The organism is Streptomyces sp. NPDC037100 (assembly GCF_055606225.1).
In genome coordinates this window covers 364,606-382,436 of the sequence record NZ_JBVJSX010000009.1, presented here as the reverse complement: position 1 = coordinate 382,436, position 17,831 = coordinate 364,606, and the positions used below count along the sequence as shown (strand labels likewise).

The following is a 17,831-nucleotide window of genomic DNA, read 5'->3' as shown; positions in this document are numbered from 1 at the left end:
CTGCCCGGCTACTTCCTGCCGGACGCCCAAGTGGCGTTCCATCCACGTACGCGGTGGATGTGAGCAGTCTTCGGGTAGGGGGTGTCGGTCCCCGAGCGAGGGCCGATCTCGAAGAGGTCGATCATCAGGAAGAGCGGGTAGCCGGGAGACTGAGGCGTCTGTTTCACCATGATGCCCTCGCAGCCGATGAGCGTGCCTGACGGTCCCCAGATGGCTGTCCAGGTGTGGGGCTTCGACGCGTCCAAGGGAAGGACGACTTCTGCCATGTCGGTTGTCAGCCGCGCGTCTGAATGTGCCTTCACGCCGCATCGGGCGTGACTCCTCCCTTTGCCGACAGCGTCGGCGTCGATCTCGAAGATGCAGATCTCGCCGCTGTCCCTCTCGGACAGATGCTCCGTCCCCACGAGCCACGCCGCGAGCATGCACCCCTGGTGCACGCTCGCGCTCACGGTCACATCCACACGTCCGGCGGTGGGCGCCCACAGCAGGCGCTCTGGTGTCTGTGTGCGGACGACAAGTCCGTCCGAACGATGCCGATGTGTTCCTCTCCGAGAGCCTGCGGGACCGGAAAAGGCTCCGGTTTGCAGGTTGGACACGCGAAGCGGGGCGTCTTCCTCTCGCCAATCCAGCTGGTCAGCGTCGATACGGAGCCGCAGCCCGGATTCGTCGATGTCGTAGCGGGCCTGAGACCGCCCGGGTGACGTCCAGTGCGGAAGATAGTGATCGACCCAGCGATCTTCCCTGAGCCGCGGAGCGCTGAAATCCTCCTCGAAGTCGGGCTCACGAGCAGGAGGATCGGGCAGGCGTCCGAGATCGGCCATCATGACACCATCCTGTCAGTGGCTGTGGTCAATCATCTTGATCCGTGACGCTCGCCGTGCGGTTCACCTGGGAGCCGATGAGGCCGGTACCGCCGACGACCACGCTCTTCCTCATTGTCTCCATTCGCTGAGATTCCGACTCACCGGAGAGACCGGGCAGGGCCCGGACCAGGGCAGGTCGGAGCGGTGTGTCCCAGGTGCGGCGGTGGCCAGGTCCAAACGGTTGAGCAAGCACGCGGCGGCAAGGGTGCGATGCGACATGACCTGTACGGCCGACTGGCGCCGGGGCCGGAGAAGTCCGGCGACGGGTGCCTGCACGTCGCGGAGGGCATGGTGCTGACCGGCACGGGTATCGCCTTCGCGTACGTCGGCGTGCACCAGGACAAGCCGCTGTACCTGGTCGGCGGGGCGGCGTTCGCCCTGCTGTGCTTCGTCGGGACCATCGTGGTCGCGCGGAGCGACGGTGGGGAGAAGGCCGCGGCCGAGGCCGGTGCTCAGCGCGCGGAGCGCTTGTGGCGGCCTGCGCACTACTGCTCCGTCTGCTCCTCGGTGTTCTGCCCGGGCGGCGCCCCGTGGCAGGGAGCGCTCACCCCGGAACAGTTCAAGAAGCTGGTGTGGACCGAGGCCGGCTACGCCGACCAACTCCCCGCGGGCGACAAGGCCGAGGACGCGGTGCTTCCGTGAGGCGTCCTGCCGCAACGGTGAGGCACGAGGGGCGGCGGAGCCGCTCACCGCACCTCCTCGTCCGTGTCCCTCACCCGACCCGGATGCCCACGATGCACGTGTCGTCGTCGGTGTCCGACTTGCTGTAGGTCAACAGGCGGTCCAGCTGCTGGTCGAGGCTGCTGGGCGCCGCGCGGGCGGTCGTCAGGAGGTGGGTCAGGGACTCCTCCACCGGCCGGTCACGGCGCTCGACCAGACCGTCCGTGTACATCAACAAGGTGTCTCCCGGAGCCAGTTGGAGCTCCGTCTCCTCGTAGACGGCCTCGGGGACGGCCCCCAGCAGCAGCCCCTTGACCAAGGGCAGGGGGGCCGCTTCGGTGTCACGGACGAGCACGGGCGGCAGGTGCCCCGCCCGGGCCCAGCGCAGTGTCCGCCGGACCGGGTCGTACAGACCGCACACCGCCGTCGCGGTGACGGCACCCGTCAGATGGTGCGCCACGATGTTGAGCCACGACAGCAACTGGCCCGGCCCGGCACCGGTCACCGCCAGGCCGCGCAGCGCGTTGCGCAGGACGACCATGCTGGTGGCGGCCTCGATGCCGTGCCCGGCCACGTCCCCGACGCACAAGAGCACCTTCCGGGACGGCAGCACGACGGCGTCGTACCAGTCGCCGCCCACCAGTTGCTCGGTCTCCGCCGGCCGGTAGCGCACGGCCACCTGCAGACCGGACACCTGCAACGGTGCCTGAGTGGGGGGCATGATGGCGTGCTGCAACTGCAGGGTCAGCCGGTTGCGTTCGGTGGCCTGCTGCTCGGTGTGGGCCAGCTGGTCGCGGGTGGCGGCGAGCGCCACCTCGGTCCAGTGCTGGGCCGAGATGTCCTGGTAGGCACCGCGGATCAGGAGCAGCCGGTCGTCGGTGTCGAGGACGGGTTCGGCGACGATCCGGATGTGACGGGTCACCCCGTCCGGCCGCTGCAGCCGGAAGGCGGCGGCCGCCGGACGCTGGTGGTGCAGCAGTGTGCGCAGGAAACGGCGGATGGAGACGCCGTCGTCCGGGTGCGCATGGGCCGGCAGCTCTTCCAGAGGCACCGGGGTGCTCGTCTGCGCTCGCCCGTACAGGTCGAAGAGCTGCCCGTTCCAGGTGATCTCGCCGGTGAGTACGTTCTCCTCGAACCCGCCGATACGGCCCAGCCGTTGGGCGTGCTGAAGCAGGCTCGCCAGTCGTGCCGTCTCGTCCTCGATGCGCCAGATCAGGAGGACGGACATGCCGTGGCGGCTGATGCTGATGTCCGCGACCGCCGAGAGGGAGACCTGGTCGACGAGGGCGGTGAGGTTCATGCGGCGGGCCCGGAAGGGTTCACCGGTGGCATAGACCCGCTCGACGCGCTGGAACAACTCGCTGTCCCCGGCGGCCATCGGGTAGGCCTCCAGGAGCAGCGCGCCGTTCACCACCGCCCGCGGCCTGCCTGCCGGGTCCAGGAAGCGGTTGTTCACGTGCTGGATGCGGAAGTCGACCAGGTGCCCGTCGCCGTCCAGGTGCGGCACCAGGACGAGGGCGGGGTCGTACAGCCCGTCGGCCAGATCCATCAGCTCGGCGGCGTCCGGCAGCACGCGCGGCTCCTGGGCCGCTCCCTGGGGCGGCGTGTACATCTCCAGCGTGTGGGCGCACAGCTCGGCCAGCGCCTCCATCTGCCGGACGAGCTGCGGGGGCTGCGGCGCCAGCGGGGTCGGCCAGGCGATCTCCAGCACACCGTGGATGCGGCCTCCGGTACCGGCGGGCAGGGCGGCCCTGCCGCCGTCCGGATGGTGGTGCAGGCCGATGGTGGGCAGTCCGGTCGGGCCGAGGGTGGTGATCCACTGCCCCTCGCGCTCGATGAGCCCCCGTCGCGCCACGGTCACCACGTCCGGCGGGACGTAGCGCCAGCGCTCCGCCTCGGCCGGCGAGAAGCCGGCACTGCCCGCCAGGGTGAGCGAACCGTCGGCGCCCGCGGCCCAAATGGCCACGGCCACCGCACCGAGCGGGCGCAGCGCCTGCTCCAGCAGGGCGTCCGCCACGGCCTGGGCGTCGTCCGCCGCCAGTACGCCGCTCTCGGCCGCACGCAGGCGCACGGCGGCCGACTCGGTCTCCCCCTCGTCCGCGGCCCTGGTGGCGGCGAGGAAGGCGTCCGTCACCTCGGACATCCGGTCCCGGGCTGCCTGGTTGATGACGTCGACGGCGAGTTCCAGGGGGGTGACCTGGGCCTGTTCGGCCAACTGGGTGAGCTGGCGGGCGGCCTGGGCCGGGCCGCACTTCAACCGCTCGACCAGGACGCCCTTGGCAAGCTCGATCAGGGCACGTCCTTCGGCCTCCGCCTGAGCGGCCCGCACCTCCCGGCTGAGCCGTTCCACGGTGGCGGCGAGCCGGCCCACCGGAGAGGCGGGTGGGAGGTCCTCGAGGTCGGCCGGCGGTTCGTCGCGGGACTCCGACGGGCCGTCGGAGTCCCGCGACGGTCCGCTGTGAGCCGCCGCCTCGTCGGAGGTCTTGGACTCCCCGTCCGTGGCCGGGGACGACGCGTCGGAGGTCACCGCCTGCAGCGAGGACTCCGGGTCTGCGGCCGAGCCGCGCTCGGGCTCACCGCCCCGACCCGGCTCGCGCGGCTGCTGGGACATGCTCACGGTGTGGAAGCTCCTCGGCTGGAGTGCCCTGGGGCGCGGAACGACTGGCGCTGCGGGGCGTCCGGCCCGCCGCTGTGCGGGTCGGACGCCGGTGTGCTCATGCGGGCAGCCAGCGGCGGACGCAGGCCATGAGGTCGCGCGTGTCGACGGGCTTGGTGACGTAGTCGCTGGCACCCGAGGCGAGGCTCTTGTCCCGGTCGCCCGGCATCGCCTTCGCCGTGACGGCGATGATGGGCAGCTCGGCGTACTGCGGCATCCGACGGATCTCGGCCGTCGCGGTGTAGCCGTCCATCTCCGGCATCATCACGTCCATCAGCACCAGGGCGATGTCCGGGTTGTTCACCAGCGTCTCGATGCCTCTGCGCCCGTTCTCGGCGTGCAGGACGTGGAAGCCGTGGAGCTCCAGGATCCCGCTCAGGGCGAAGAGGTTTCGTGCGTCGTCGTCGACGACGAGGACGGTGCGGCCGGCCGACCCGTCATGGACGACGGGCGGCGTCAGATGCTGCGGCCCTTCTGTCCGGACGAGGGAGAGCACGTCCCCGGGTTCCTCCGCGGACAGGTGCAGGGCGATGCGCTCGCGCAGTTCGTCGAGGCTGGACAGCAACTCCAGTGCGCCGTCCGCCGAGCGGGAGCGCAGCCGCTCGTTCAGGGGCACGTCCGCGGGGTGGCTGCTGTGCACCAGCACCGGAACGCTCGTCAGCGCCGAGTCGCCCTCCAGGGCCTGGAGGAAGCGGGACGCCTCGTCGTCGGGCATGCCCAGCTCCAGGACGACGCAGTGGCACGGCTCGGACGCGAGGGCACCGGCCGCCTCCTGCGCGCCGACGGCGGTGATGATGTCGACCGCGGGGCGCTGAGCGCCGTCGGAGCGGCCGTGCGTCAGGTCCGCGACCACGCTCTCCGCGACCAGGGTCAGCAGACCGCGCGACCGCTCCTCCACGACGAGCAGACGCCGGGGCCGGGGGCCGGGCCCGATCTGGGGCACCGGCACCGAGCCGGACAGTCCCTCCGGGGAGGGTTCCACCGGGACCCGCTCCAGGGTTCTGCCGTGGCTGAGCAGTTCCTCGAAGTCGGGGCGGGCCACGGGCAGGAACAGCGTGAACGTACTGCCCTGACCGGGCGTGCTGTGCACCGAGACGGCGCCGCCGAGCAGTTGGGCGATCTCCCGCGTGATGGACAGGCCCAGGCCGGTGCCGCCGTACTTCCGGCTGGTCGTGCCGTCCGCCTGCTGGAACGCGCCGAAGATCGTCTCCAGGTGCTGCTCCGGGATACCGATGCCGGTGTCCTTGACCCGGAAGGCGACCACGGCGGCGCCCCGCACCACACCCCCGGGCACCTCGTCGTCCGAGGCGGGCTCGATGCTCAGTTCCACACCGCCCTGCTCGGTGAACTTCACGGCGTTCGACAGGAGGTTGCGCAGCACCTGGCGCAGCCGGGAGTCGTCCGTGAGCACGTCGGCGGGCGCGCCGGGCGCGGTCGCCACCGTGAACTCCAGGCCCTTCTGGGTGGTCATCGGCCGGAAGGTGGCCTCGACGTACTCGATGAGCTGGCGCAGCGTCACCCGCTCGGGCGTGACGTCCATCTTCCCGGCCTCGACCTTCGACAGGTCGAGGATGTCGTTGATCAGCTGCAGCAGGTCCGAACCGGCGGAGTGGATGATCTGCGCGTACTCGACCTGCTTGGGCGTGAGGTTGCGGGACGGGTTCTGCGCGAGCAACTGGGCGAGGATGAGGAGGCTGTTGAGCGGGGTGCGCAGTTCGTGGCTCATGTTGGCCAGGAACTCCGACTTGTACTTCGAGGCCAGCGACAGCTGCTGGGCACGGGTCTCCAGCTCCTGACGCGCCTGCTCGATCTGCAGGTTCTTGGCCTCGATGTCCCGGTTCTGCGCCACCAGCAACGAGGCCTTCTCCTCCAGTTCCGCGTTGGAGCGCTGCAGTTCCTCCTGCTGCACCTGCAACTCGGTGGACCGCGCCTGGAGTTCGACGGTGAGGCGCTGCGATTCGACCAGCAGCTCATCGGTGCGGGCGTTGGCCACGATGGTGTTGACGTTGACGCCGATGGTCTCCATCAGCTGCGCGAGGAAGTCCCGGTGGATCTGGGTGAAGGGTGTGACCGACGCCAGCTCGATGACGCCGAGGACCTGGCCTTCCACCACGATGGGCAGCAGCACCAGCGCGGACGGCACCACCTGGCCGAGGCCCGAGGAGATGGTGACGTAGCCGTCCGGCAGCTCCTCGACCATGATGGTGCGCCGGCTGCGCGCGGCCTGTCCGACCAGAGTGCGGCCGAAGGCGATGCGGGAGGGCCGGCTGCTCTCCTCCGGGTAGCCGTAGGAGCCGACGAGCCGCAGTTCGGGCCCGTCGTCGCCGTCCTCGGCGAGATAGAAGGCTCCGTACTGGGCCGACACCAGCGGGACCAGCTCGTCCATGATCAGCTCGGCGACCACGGGCAGGTCGCGGTGGCCCTGCATCAGGCCCGAGATCCGGGCCAGGTTCGTCTTGAGCCAGTCCTGCTCCTGGTTGGCCCGGGTGGTCTCGCGCAGGGACTCCACCATCGAGTTGATGTTGTCCTTGAGCTCGGCGACCTCGCCGGACGCCTCCACGGTGATGGAGCGGGTCAGGTCGCCCTCGGCCACGGCACTCGCGACCTCGGCGATCGCGCGGACCTGCCGGGTCAGGTTGCCCGCCAGCTCGTTGACGTTCTCCGTCAGGCGCTTCCAGGTGCCGGAGACGCCCTCGACCTCGGCCTGGCCGCCGAGGCGGCCTTCGGTGCCGACCTCACGGGCGACACGCGTGACCTCGTCGGCGAACGCGGACAGCTGGTCGACCATCGTGTTGATGGTCGTCTTGAGTTCGAGGATCTCGCCGCGGGCGTCCACGTCGATCTTCTTCGACAGGTCGCCCTTGGCCACCGCGGTCGTCACGAGCGCGATGTTGCGCACCTGGCCGGTGAGGTTGTTGGCCATCGAGTTGACGTTGTCGGTGAGGTCCTTCCAGGTGCCGGCGACGTTCGGCACGTGCGCCTGGCCCCCGAGGCGTCCCTCGGTACCGACCTCACGGGCGACACGCGTGACCTCGTCGGCGAAGGCCGACAGCGTGTCGACCATCGTGTTGATGACCTCGGCCAGCGCCGCGACCTCGCCCGCGGCCTCCACGGTGATCCGCTGCGACAGGTCGCCGCGCGCCACGGCGGTGGCGACCTGGGCGATGGAGCGGACCTGGCCGGTCAGGTTCGACGCCATGACGTTGACGTTGTCGGTGAGGTCCTTCCAGGTCCCCGACACACCGCGCACCTGGGCCTGGCCGCCGAGGCGGCCCTCGGTGCCGACCTCACGGGCGACACGCGTGACCTCGTCGGCGAACGCGGACAACTGGTCCACCATCGTGTTGATGGTGCTCTTCAGCTCCAGGATCTCCCCGCGCGCGTCCACGGTGATCTTCTGGGAGAGGTCGCCCTTGGCCACCGCGGTCGCCACCAGCGCGATGTTGCGGACCTGGCCGGTGAGGTTGCCCGCCATGAAGTTGACGGAGTCGGTGAGGTCGCGCCAGGTGCCCTTGACGCCCTTGACGTCCGCCTGGCCGCCGAGGCGGCCCTCGGTGCCGACCTCACGGGCGACACGCGTGACCTCGTCGGCGAACGCGGACAACTGGTCCACCATCGTGTTGATGGTGCTCTTCAGCTCCAGGATCTCCCCGCGCGCGTCCACGGTGATCTTCTGGGAGAGGTCGCCCTCGGCGACCGCCGTGGTCACCTGGGCGATGGAGCGGACCTGGCTGGTGAGGTTGCCCGCCATGTGGTTCACGGAGTCGGTGAGGTCACGCCAGACGCCCGCCACGCCGGGCACCTGCGCCTGGCCGCCGAGCCGTCCCTCGCTGCCGACCTCACGGGCCACGCGCGTGACCTCGTCGGCGAACGCGGACAACTGGTCGACCATCGTGTTGACGGTCTCCTTCAGCTGAAGGATCTCGCCCCGGGCGGGCACGTCGATCTTCTGCGAGAGGTCGCCCTTGGCAACCGCCGTGGCCACCTGGGCGATGTCGCGGACCTGGGTGGTCAGGTTGCCCGCCATCGCGTTCACCGAATCGGTCAGGTCGGCCCAGGTGCCCGAGACCCCCGGCACCTCCGCCTGTCCGCCGAGCGTGCCCTCGGTGCCGACCTCACGGGCCACCCGGGTGACTTCGGAGGTGAAGACGGACAGCTGGTCGACCATGCCGTTGAAGACCGTGGCGATGTCGCCCATGAGGCCGTCCGCGTCGTCCGGCAGCCTGGTGCCGAAGTCTCCGTCGCGGACGGCTGTCAGGCCGGCCAGCAGCCGACGCAACTCCTGGTCACCCGGCACCGCATCGACGACCCCAGTGCTGTCGCTGGTCATGCGCACCCTCGTTCCGCTCCCCAAGAGCCCTCGAATCCGAGGACTCGGAACCCCCCGGACCGATGGGCGGCCCGGTTGTCGTGCATGCGTGTTCCACGGTCACAGATGTGTATGCGATGTGGAAATACGCCGCAGGTTAACCCACGTTTCAAGCCCTGAACAAAGCAGAAGCCACCACCCTCGGCCGAACTGCGTCAGCGCGCCCCGAACCCGTCGGCGGCCGGCAGGCAGACCGGGGAAGTGACACGGGAGCGGGGCGGGCCCGCTCAGGAGACGGCGGCGTCGTCGACGGAATCCCGGGTCTCCAGGAGGGTGTCGACTCCGGTGATCTCGCAGAGCCGCTGCAGCTGCGCCGACGGCGTCACGACCCGCAGGGTGGCCGCCTGGTGGGTGAGGATCAGCAGATTCAGCAGGGTCGAGTCGGCGAAGGTGATGCCGGAGGCGTCCAGGATCACCTTCGGATGCTTCCTGGCCGCGTCCGCCAGCGCGTCCGCCAATGGCGTGATCGAGTCCATGTCGTAGGAGCCGCGGGCGATGACGACCCAGGCCCCGCGCCATTCGTATTGCAGCACCGCGGCCCCTACCGAGGCGGGCGCGGTGGGCTCTCCCGGCCGCGTCTCGGCGCCGGCGTCGCGCGTGAGCGCCGGCATGCCGGCCTCGTCCCAGGGCATGGTCGGGCTCCTTCTGTGGATCCCCGAAGGGAGCACGTCATCTGTTGCATGAAAAGTATGTCACGTATCTACGTTCCGGCAACGGGCTCATCTAAAATGCTCGGCATGGTCGGAGTGCCCGAGTCCCACAGCGGATGGACGTTCATCACCAGCCACGCGCGCGTACTGGCAGTCATTGCCGACAACCCGAACGTCCGCATCCGCGACATCGCTGCCCGCTGCCGTCTCACGGAGCGCGCCGTCTCGCGGATCATCGCCGATCTGGAGCAGGACGGTTATCTCTCCCACACCCGGGACGGACGCACGAACACCTACCGCATCCAACCGGACAAGGTGTTGCGCCACCCGGCCGAAGCCGGCCTGTCCGTGGCTTCCCTGCTCTCCCTGCTCCTGCAGGACGAGTCCGCCCGCGTCAGGAAGCCGGTCGCCCGGTAGCCGGCCCGCGGGTGTCCCGCCCAGACGGGCGCTGGAGTACACCCTGACGTGGTCCTTGATACCCGGCCCGGAGATCCCGTGGTTGGACCACGAGGAACTGGGAGCATCATCGAGACGGCCGTGAGCAGCGGTGGGGCCACGAAAGTCGTCACGCTCTGAGCGGGAAGCTGACCGGTGAAGGAGCCGTTCGACACGGCGGTCCTGCCCTGGGACGCGACCGCGGCACACCAGCGACGGCAAGACGATCTGGTGCGCGCAGCAGGTGCCGTCCGGTCACACGATCTCCAGAACGTCCCGTACCGGGCGGCGGGGCGTGGCCGGGCCCCTCGGGCCGTAACCGAGGCGCAGCACCATCTGCACCTGACCGACCCCCGACGCGGGGTCGCGGGCCAGCAGTCGCAGCGCGCGGTCCTCCAGCGCGTGAGACGTCAGGGAGGTGGCCAGGTCGGCCAGGGTCGCTTCCAGCAGGACGCGCTCCAGCGCCTGACCCGCGCGCAACCAGTCGGCCGGTCCGTCCCCGGGAGTGCTCAGCAGGGCCAGGTGCGGGGTGTGCTCGAACGTGGTGGTTCCGCGGTCCGCGACACGCCGGCGTCCGGCGAAGTCCCGCACGGGGGCCTTGCCGTCCCGCTTTCGCGGCCCGAACGCGTACTCGGGGACGCCGTCGACGGCCGTGTCCGCCTCCGGCCCGAGCCGGGTCCAGCGGGCCAGGTCCTCACTCGCGTCCGGGTCCAGAGTGTCCCGGCTCTCGGCGTCGCGGATCAGGTCGAGAACGGTCTCGGCGTGCCAGGGTCCCGGGAAGTGCAGCACGGCCCCCTCCCGCTCGGCAGCGTCCCGCAGGGTGGCCCGGACGTCCTCGGGGACCTCCTTCTCGGCGAAAGGGTGGCGGCTCGTGTGCCGCTCGCGGATCGCCGGGTGCAGCCGCATCAGGTCCCGGTCCCGCGAGCGTCCGACCTCGTCAGCCAGATGAAGAGCAGCGAGCAGCAGTGGGTCCTGCGGCTCGGGCAGCAGCCGGACCTCGGGGAGGAGGTTCGCGTGCGCGGCAGCGACGCGCAGGTTGAACAGTGCCGCCCCGCAGCCGATGTGCAGGGCGCGGTTGTCGGGATCGGGCCGGGGCATGGCCCGCTCGGGATCGGCGCGCAGCAGCAGGACGCGCTCGCCGGTCAGGAAGCGGAAGCGCCATGGCTGCGCGTTGTGCATGGACGGCGCCGCGGCGGCGTCCGCCACCAGGCCGGTCACGGTCTTCTCATCAAGCTGCCGCGAAGCCATGGAATCCTCCTCACATGCCGCGGACACTCCGCGGGTCTGCATCGGCGTGTACCTCGATGGGCCGCGTGGTGGATGTGCCGGCACCGCAATCACGACGGCGATCGGTCCGCGTTCGGCGAGTCAGTTCCAGTGTCCGCCTGAGGGGCACCGGGTGTCTCACGCAGTCGTGGACGCCACCGCGGGTGTGTATGCCGACGACACGCCCACAACACGACAGACCGCAGCCCCTGACAAGCAAGACCCCCATCGGCTCCGATCCGGGGCCGCCCGCCCCGCAGCCCATGAACCGGCCGCCCGGCCCGGACGCTCTCGCTCCACGGCCCGTTCGGTCAGTTGCGAGGGGGCCTGTCGGCGACGTACTCCGTGAGGTCCAGCAGCCGGTTGGTGTAGCCCCACTCGTTGTCGTACCAGCCGAAGACCTTCACCAGGTCGCCGTGCGCCTGGGTCAGCGGGGCGTCCAAGACGCAGGAGGCCGGGTCGCCGACGACGTCGCGGGAGACGATCGGGGCGTCGGACACGCGCAGGATGCCCTTGAGCGGCCCGTCGGCGGCCTCCCGGAAGGCGGCGTTGACCTCGTCGGCTGTCACCGGCCGGTCGAGGACCACGCTCAGGTCGGTGAGTGAGCCGTCCTCGACGGGGACGCGTACGGCGATGCCGTCCAGAGTGCCGGCCAGCTCCGGCAGGACCAGGCCGACGGCGCGGGCGGCCCCGGTGCTGGTGGGGATGATGTTGACGGCGGCGCTGCGGCCGCGCCGCAGGTCCTTGTGCGGGCCGTCGAGGACGACCTGGTCGTTGGTGTAGCCGTGGATGGTGGTCATCAGCCCCTTGACGAGGCCGAAGTGCTCGTCGAGCACCTTCACCATGGGCGCCACGCAGTTGGTGGTGCAGGACGCGTTGGAGACGACGTGGTCCCGCTGCGGGTCGTAGGTGTCCTCGTTGACGCCCATGACGACGGTGGCGTCGACGCCTTTGCCCGGCACGGACAGCAGCACCTTGCGGGCGCCGCCCAACAGGTGCAGCCCGGCCTCTGCGCGGGTGCGGAAGCGGCCGGTGGACTCGATGACGATGTCGACGCCGAGGCCGGCCCAGTCCAGGGCGGCCGGGTCGCGTTCGGCGGTCACGGCGATGCGGTGCCCGTCGACGGTGATCGAGGTGTCGTCGTGCTCGACGGTGCGGCCGATGCGGCCGTACGTCGAGTCGTACGCCAGCAGGTGCGCCAGCGCGGCCGGCGAGGTGAGGTCGTTGACCGCCACGACCTCGACCGGCGTGCCGGTCCCGGTCTCCGCGCGTTCCAGCACCAGGCGCAGGTAGTTGCGTCCGATGCGGCCGAAGCCGTTGATTCCCACGCGCACGCTCATGTCCGTCGTCCTCCCGGTCGATCGGCGTCTCCTGTGCGCTGCCAGCCTGCTGGCCGGGGATGCGATCGGGCATGGGCCGTACGGGGGCGAGTCGGGGGACGTTCGGCCCCCGGGCTCGCCGCGCGGGTGTCAGCGGCCTTCTTGCTTCAGCCGGTCCTGGGCCTGGGTGGCGATGACGGCGGCCTGGATGCGGCGCTCCACACCGAGCTTGGCCAGCAGCCGGGAGATGTGGTTCTTCACCGTCTTCTCGGCGAGGTAGAGCCGCCGGCCGATCTGCCGGTTGGTGAGGCCCTCCCCGATCAGGGCCAGGATCTCCCGCTCACGGTCGGTCAGGCCCGGCAGGGCGTCGGGCTCGGGTTCCGGCTCCTGGCCCTGACGCAGCCGGGCCATCAGCTTGGCGGTGGCGCTGGGGTCGAGCAGGGACTGGCCCCTGGCCACCGTGCGCACGGCCGATACCAGGTCCGATCCCTGGATCTGTTTCAGCACGTACCCGGAGGCGCCCGCCATGATCGAGTCCAGCAGCGCCTCCTCGTCGTCGAACGAGGTCAGCATCAGGCAGGCCAGTTCCGGCATGCGTGAGCGCAGTTCCCGGCACACGCTCACCCCGTCGCCGTCCGGCAGGCGCACGTCCAGCACCGCGACCTGCGGGCGCAGGGCGGGCACACGGGTCAGGGCCTGCTCGGCAGTGGCGGCCTCGCCGACCACGGTGATGTCCGGTTCGTCGTCCAGAAGGTCGTGCACCCCGCGCCGTACCACCTCGTGGTCGTCCAGCAGGAAGACCCGGATCGGGTTGTCGGGTCCGGGCTGCTCGCCATCCGCCATCGGATACTCCTTGTTCTGGGTTCTGCGCCGTCTGAATCCCGCACCGGACTTCGCCCAGGGTGCGACCGGTCCTGCTCTATCGCAGATCTTGCGCGGTCCCGGGCCGAAGGGCCAGGGCCGGTCGGCCCAACTGGCACGGGCGCGCCGTCTGACCACGGGGTACCCCGTCGGACCGGATCGCCTACCCCGTAGCCACCGCTGCCGGCAGGGATCTGGCCGACGCGCTCAAGCGGCATTCCCGCGCATCACAGCACCGCACGGCTGGACTCGCGGCGGATCAGCCCTGCGGCCTGTCGGTCGCCCGGCGGGCCGGACCGGCACGAGGGCGGCGGTCTGCCGGCCGCGCTGCATCGGGCCCCGCCAAACGCCGTGGCTCATCCCCCGGCAGCGATTTCCGCCGGACAGAGGGGTCCGGTGCCGCGCGGTTCAGGGCCGACCGGCCCCACTCGCGAGGACGTCCAGCACCTGCCGCGGCACCGGGCCGCGGTCGACCCTGGAACCGCACAGCACCGCACCGCACCGCACCGCACCGCACCGCACCGCACCGCACCGCACCGCACCGCACCGCACCGCACCGAAAGAGTCTGAGGAGCATTCCATGAAGGCAGCAGTCGTCCGGTCCTTCGGTGAACCGCTGGTGATCGAGGAGCGGCCGGATCCGGAGCCCGGTCCGGGCCAGGTCCGCATCCGGCTAGAGGCGTCCGGGCTGTGCCACACCGACATCCACGCCGCGCACGGTGACTGGCCGGTCAAGCCGAGCTTGCCGTTCGTCCCCGGGCATGAGGGCGTCGGCATCGTCGAGGCGCTCGGCGACGGTGTGACCCTCCCCCAGCCTCCGGCCGGGGGGACCCCCATCGCCACGCTCGCCGTCGGCCGGCGCGTCGCGGTGCCGTGGCTGGGGTGGGCGTGCGGTCGGTGCGAGCACTGCCTGTCCGGCTGGGAGACGCTGTGCGAACAGCAGCAGAACACCGGCTACAGCGTGGACGGCGGGTACGCCGAGAAGATGCTCGCCCCGGCCGACTTCGCCGCCGTGGTCCCCGACGGCATCGACCCGTGCGACGCCGCCCCGCTGACCTGCGCCGGCGTGACCACGTACAAGGCGCTGAAGGTCGCAGGCGTCTGCCCGACCCAGCTCGTGGCGATCTCCGGCATCGGCGGCCTCGGCCACCTCGCCGTGCAGTACGCGAAGATCGCCGGAGCCACGGTCGCCGCGATCGATGTCACCGACGACAAGCTCGACCTCGCCCGTGAGCTCGGCGCCGACATCCTGATCGACGCCCGCAAGGAGGATCCGGCCGAGGTCCTCAAGCGGCACGGGGGCGCGCACGCCGCGCTCGCGCTGGCCGTCGACGAGCAGGCCTTCGCCTCCGTCTACGGCGGTCTCCGGCGCGGCGGCAAGCTGGTCATGGTCGCTCTGCCTGCCGGCGGAACCATCCAGGTGCCGATCTTCGACACCGTCCTGAACGGCACCTCCGTCATCGGCTCCATCGTCGGTACCCGCCAGGACCTGGACGAGGTCTTTCAGCTGCACGCCGCCGGACGCACCGAGGTGATCTACGAGACCCGGCCGCTGGAGACCGTCAACGAGTCCATCGCGGACGTCCTGAACGGTCAGATCAAGGCACGCATCGTCTTCGAGATGTGACCCTCCGGCACGGCCGCTGCGGCTCGTGCACTGATCGGGGTGCAGCTCGGCCGGTTGCCAGGCCCGCACCGGCCCCTGCTCAGCAGGAAGGAACAGCACTGTCATGGTCCGTTACGTGTACGCGTTCACCGAGGGCGGCCGTGACATGGCCGACCTGCTCGGCGGCAAGGGCGCCAACCTGGCCGAGATGACCCGGATGGGTCTGCCGGTGCCGCCGGGATTCACGATCACCACCGAGGCCTGCCGGGCCTTTCTCACCGCTGGGCACGAGCCGGACGGACTGGCTCGTGAGGTCTCCGACCGGCTGACCGTCCTGGAGCGGGCGGCCGGGCGTCTGCTGGGGCAGCGCGACGATCCGCTGCTGTTGTCCGTCCGGTCCGGGGCCCGCTTCTCCATGCCCGGCATGATGGACACGATCCTGGACATCGGTCTCAACGACGAGACCGTTCTCGGCCTGGCGAAGTCCTCCGGAAACGAACGCTTCGCGTGGGACTCCTACCGCCGCCTTGTGCAGATGTTCGGCAACACTGTCATGGGTGTCGCCGGCGAGCGGTTCGAGGACGCCATGACCAGGCTGAAGCATGCGCGGGGCGCCGCCGACGACCTGGGCCTGGACGCGGCCGACCTGGCCGCTCTCGTCGAGGTCTACAAGGACCTGATCCGCCTGGAGACCGGCGAGTACTTCCCGCAGAACCCGGCCGAGCAGTTGCGCCGGGCGATCCTGGCCGTCTTCGAGTCCTGGAACGGCGAGCGCGCTCGGCTCTATCGCCGCCGCGAGCACATCCCCGACGACCTGGGCACCGCCGTCAACGTTCAGATGATGGTCTTCGGCAACCTCGGCACCGACTCCGGCAGCGGTGTCGCCTTCACCCGCGACCCGGCCACCGGCCGCCCGGGCCAGTACGGCGACTACCTGCCCAACGCCCAGGGCGAGGACGTCGTCGCCGGCATCCGCAACACCGTCCCGCTCGAGAGGCTCAGTCACCTGCACCCGGAGGCGTACGTCCGACTCCGCGACCACATGGGAATGTTGGAAACCCACTACCGCGACCTGTGCGACATCGAGTTCACCATCGAGCGCGGTCGGCTGTGGATGCTGCAGACGCGGGTGGGCAAGCGCACCGCGGAGGCCGCGTTCGCCATCGCCGCCGAGCTGGTGGACGAGGAACTCATCGACCCGGCCGAGGGTATGGCCCGGGTCGGCGGGGACGGCCTGGCCCGGCTGATGTTCCCGCGCTTCGACACCGACGCGGTCGGCTCGGCGTTCGCGCACGGCATCCCCGCCTCGCCGGGTGCCGCCGTCGGGGCCGCGGTGTTCGACTCGGCCGAGGCGGTGCGTCGCGCCGCAACGGGCGAGAAGGTCGTTCTCGTACGGCAGGAGACCACTCCCGACGACCTGCCCGGCATGGTCGCCGCCCAGGCCGTGCTCACCAGCCGGGGCGGCAAGACCAGCCACGCGGCCGTGGTCGCCCGCGGCATGGGCAAGGTGTGCGTCTGCGGCGCCGAGGAACTCGCCGTGGACACGCGGGCGCGGAAGTTCACGGCCAACGGCATCACCGTGGAAGAAGGCACCGTCCTCTCGGTCGACGGCTCCGATGGCGCCGTGTACCTCGGCGCCGCGCCGCTGGTCGACTCCTCGGTGATGCGCTACTTCGAGGCCGGCGAACGGTCGGCGGGCCTGGTCGACGCCGTGGCCCGGGCCATGGAGCAGGCGGACGGGGTGCGGAAGTTGGGCGTGCGGGCCAACGCCGACACCCCCGAGGACGCTGCCCGCGCCCGCCGGTTCGGCGCCGAGGGCATCGGTCTGTGCCGCACGGAGCACATGTTCCTCGGCGACCGCCGGCACCTGGTCGAGGCGATGATCCTGGCCCGTACCGACGGCGAGCGCGAACGGGCGCTGGATGCGCTGCTGCCGCTGCAGCGGCAGGACTTCGTCGGGATCCTGGAGGCGATGGACGGGCTCCCGGTGACGATCCGGCTCCTCGACCCGCCGCTGCACGAGTTCCTCCCGGACCGCACCGACCTCGCCGTGCGTCTCGCGGCTGCCGAGGCCCATGGCACCTCGCCCAGTGCGCACGACGCCGAACTGCTGGACGCCGTGAACCGCATGCACGAGGAGAATCCGATGCTCGGCCTGCGCGGGGTGCGCCTGGGGCTGGTGGCTCCGGGCCTGGTGGCCATGCAGGTGCGGGCGATCGCCGAGGCGGTCGTGGAGCGCAAGCGGGCCGGCGGCGACCCGCGAGCCGAGATCATGGTCCCGCTGATCGACACGGTCGAGGAACTGCGGCTCGTGCGCGAGGAGGTGGAGGAGGTCCTGGCCGAGGTGAGCAAGGCGTCGGGCGTCCCGGTCGAGTGCCCGGTCGGCACGATGATCGAGCTGCCCCGGGCCGCCCTCACCGCGGGCCGCATCGCCGAGGAGGCGGAGTTCTTCTCCTTCGGCACCAACGACCTGACCCAGACCACGTGGGGCTTCTCCCGCGACGACGTGGAGGCGGCGTTCTTCTCCGCCTACCTCGACAAGGGCATCTTCAAGGTGTCGCCGTTCGAGACGATCGACCGCGACGGTGTGGGGCGCCTGGTCGAGATCGCGGTCGCCGAGGGCCGCGCCGCACGGCCCGACCTGAAGATCGGCGTGTGCGGCGAGCACGGCGGAGACCCGGAGTCGGTGCACTTCTTCCACGCTGCCGGGCTCGACTACGTCTCCTGCTCACCGTTCCGGGTGCCGGTCGCACGCCTGGAGGCCGGACGCGCCACGCTGCGCGAGACGGAGGACAGCGACAGCAGGTGACGGGGGCCCGGCTTCCACAGGAGGGAACCGGCCAGGAGGGAACCGGCCGCTCCTCGACGGCCGCGGTGAGAGCGAACATGCTCGCCGCGGCCAAGCTGCTGCACACCGCCGGCCCCGTTCAACCCCGGACACTCGTGGGCCGTGACCGCCGCCCACGTCTCCCCCACCCTTGCCCGAGCCGCATCCCTGTCGATCGCCTCCCTGGCGATCGCCTGGTACACGGCCGTCGTGTACGTCATCGCCGGCGCCGGGCTGCTCGCGAGCAGCAGTTGGTGGCCTACAGCCGCTCTCCCGGCCGGGGCGCTTCGGGGACGTGCGTCTCGCCCGTGATGTACCA

The 17,831-nt window shown here is 70.8% G+C and carries 12 protein-coding genes and 1 pseudogene; 5 read left to right on the top strand and 8 right to left on the bottom strand.

The features are described 5' to 3' along the window. Window positions 1-8 precede the first annotated feature (8 nt). A complete protein-coding gene (locus tag ACZ7EG_RS28640; RefSeq protein ID WP_471084873.1) occupies window positions 9-824 on the bottom strand; it encodes a LamG domain-containing protein in 816 nt (271 codons plus the stop codon). 249 nt (window positions 825-1,073) lie between these two features. On the opposite strand from ACZ7EG_RS28640, the gene ACZ7EG_RS28635 reads away from it, so the two are divergent. Further along, entirely contained in the window at window positions 1,074-1,505 is a 432-nt protein-coding gene (locus ACZ7EG_RS28635; protein ID WP_471084870.1) for a hypothetical protein, read from the top strand. A 70-nt stretch (window positions 1,506-1,575) separates the two neighbouring features. Here the strand turns inward: ACZ7EG_RS28635 and ACZ7EG_RS28630 are convergent, their stop codons facing one another. From ACZ7EG_RS28630 to ACZ7EG_RS28620, 3 genes are all read right to left on the bottom strand, one after another. Further along, the gene (locus ACZ7EG_RS28630) at window positions 1,576-4,140 is read right to left on the bottom strand and encodes a SpoIIE family protein phosphatase (RefSeq protein WP_471084867.1); all 2,565 of its coding nucleotides are present in this window, start codon (window positions 4,138-4,140) and stop codon (window positions 1,576-1,578) included. Window positions 4,141-4,237: 97 nt separating this feature from the next. Beyond that, complete coding sequence (locus ACZ7EG_RS28625; RefSeq protein ID WP_471084864.1) at window positions 4,238-8,509, bottom strand: HAMP domain-containing protein; 4,272 nt, start codon at window positions 8,507-8,509, stop codon at window positions 4,238-4,240. 266 nt (window positions 8,510-8,775) lie between these two features. Further along, window positions 8,776-9,180 (bottom strand): STAS domain-containing protein, encoded by a 405-nt coding sequence (locus tag ACZ7EG_RS28620; protein ID WP_471084861.1) that lies wholly within the window; start codon window positions 9,178-9,180, stop codon window positions 8,776-8,778. A 105-nt stretch (window positions 9,181-9,285) separates the two neighbouring features. Here ACZ7EG_RS28620 and ACZ7EG_RS28615 point away from each other — a divergent pair, with 105 nt between their 5' ends. Next, window positions 9,286-9,615 carry a helix-turn-helix transcriptional regulator gene (locus tag ACZ7EG_RS28615; RefSeq protein ID WP_471084858.1) on the top strand — a complete coding sequence of 110 codons (330 nt, stop codon included), beginning with the start codon at window positions 9,286-9,288 and terminating at the stop codon, window positions 9,613-9,615. 15 nt (window positions 9,616-9,630) lie between these two features. Here the strand turns inward: ACZ7EG_RS28615 and ACZ7EG_RS28610 are convergent. The 4 genes and pseudogenes from ACZ7EG_RS28610 to ACZ7EG_RS28595 form a co-directional block, all read right to left on the bottom strand. Beyond that, window positions 9,631-9,711 (bottom strand): annotated as a pseudogene (locus ACZ7EG_RS28610) (peptidase inhibitor family I36 protein); the annotation flags it as partial. 177 nt (window positions 9,712-9,888) lie between these two features. Next, window positions 9,889-10,881 (bottom strand): Acg family FMN-binding oxidoreductase, encoded by a 993-nt coding sequence (locus ACZ7EG_RS28605; RefSeq protein ID WP_471084856.1) that lies wholly within the window; start codon window positions 10,879-10,881, stop codon window positions 9,889-9,891. A 329-nt stretch (window positions 10,882-11,210) separates the two neighbouring features. Further along, complete coding sequence (gene gap, locus ACZ7EG_RS28600) at window positions 11,211-12,239, bottom strand: type I glyceraldehyde-3-phosphate dehydrogenase (protein ID WP_471084853.1); 1,029 nt, start codon at window positions 12,237-12,239, stop codon at window positions 11,211-11,213. 129 nt (window positions 12,240-12,368) lie between these two features. Further along, complete coding sequence (locus tag ACZ7EG_RS28595; RefSeq protein WP_471084850.1) at window positions 12,369-13,061, bottom strand: response regulator; 693 nt, start codon at window positions 13,059-13,061, stop codon at window positions 12,369-12,371. A 598-nt stretch (window positions 13,062-13,659) separates the two neighbouring features. Between ACZ7EG_RS28595 and ACZ7EG_RS28590 the strand changes: the two genes are divergently transcribed. The 3 genes from ACZ7EG_RS28590 to ACZ7EG_RS28580 all read left to right on the top strand — a co-directional run bounded on the left by ACZ7EG_RS28590 (window position 13,660) and on the right by ACZ7EG_RS28580 (window position 17,824). Next, a complete protein-coding gene (locus ACZ7EG_RS28590; protein WP_471084847.1) occupies window positions 13,660-14,706 on the top strand; it encodes a zinc-dependent alcohol dehydrogenase in 1,047 nt (348 codons plus the stop codon). A 103-nt stretch (window positions 14,707-14,809) separates the two neighbouring features. Next, window positions 14,810-17,494, top strand: coding sequence for a pyruvate, phosphate dikinase (gene ppdK, locus ACZ7EG_RS28585; RefSeq protein WP_471084844.1), 2,685 nt, complete (start codon window positions 14,810-14,812; stop codon window positions 17,492-17,494). Between the two features lie 141 nt (window positions 17,495-17,635). Next, window positions 17,636-17,824: a hypothetical protein gene (locus ACZ7EG_RS28580; protein WP_471084841.1), complete on the top strand. Its 189-nt coding sequence runs from the start codon at window positions 17,636-17,638 to the stop codon at window positions 17,822-17,824. Window positions 17,825-17,831 lie beyond the last annotated feature (7 nt).

Coding starts and splice junctions, on each gene's coding strand:
- ACZ7EG_RS28615 (WP_471084858.1), top strand. CDS start 9,286: ATGGTCGGAGTGCCCGAGTCCCACAGCGGATGGACGTTCATCACCAGC.
- ACZ7EG_RS28625 (WP_471084864.1), bottom strand. CDS start 8,509: ATGACCAGCGACAGCACTGGGGTCGTCGATGCGGTGCCGGGTGACCAG.
- ACZ7EG_RS28640 (WP_471084873.1), bottom strand. CDS start 824: ATGATGGCCGATCTCGGACGCCTGCCCGATCCTCCTGCTCGTGAGCCC.
- ACZ7EG_RS28635 (WP_471084870.1), top strand. CDS start 1,074: ATGCGACATGACCTGTACGGCCGACTGGCGCCGGGGCCGGAGAAGTCC.
- ACZ7EG_RS28620 (WP_471084861.1), bottom strand. CDS start 9,180: ATGCCCTGGGACGAGGCCGGCATGCCGGCGCTCACGCGCGACGCCGGC.
- ACZ7EG_RS28605 (WP_471084856.1), bottom strand. CDS start 10,881: ATGGCTTCGCGGCAGCTTGATGAGAAGACCGTGACCGGCCTGGTGGCG.
- ACZ7EG_RS28590 (WP_471084847.1), top strand. CDS start 13,660: ATGAAGGCAGCAGTCGTCCGGTCCTTCGGTGAACCGCTGGTGATCGAG.
- ppdK (WP_471084844.1), top strand. CDS start 14,810: ATGGTCCGTTACGTGTACGCGTTCACCGAGGGCGGCCGTGACATGGCC.
- ACZ7EG_RS28595 (WP_471084850.1), bottom strand. CDS start 13,061: ATGGCGGATGGCGAGCAGCCCGGACCCGACAACCCGATCCGGGTCTTC.
- gap (WP_471084853.1), bottom strand. CDS start 12,239: ATGAGCGTGCGCGTGGGAATCAACGGCTTCGGCCGCATCGGACGCAAC.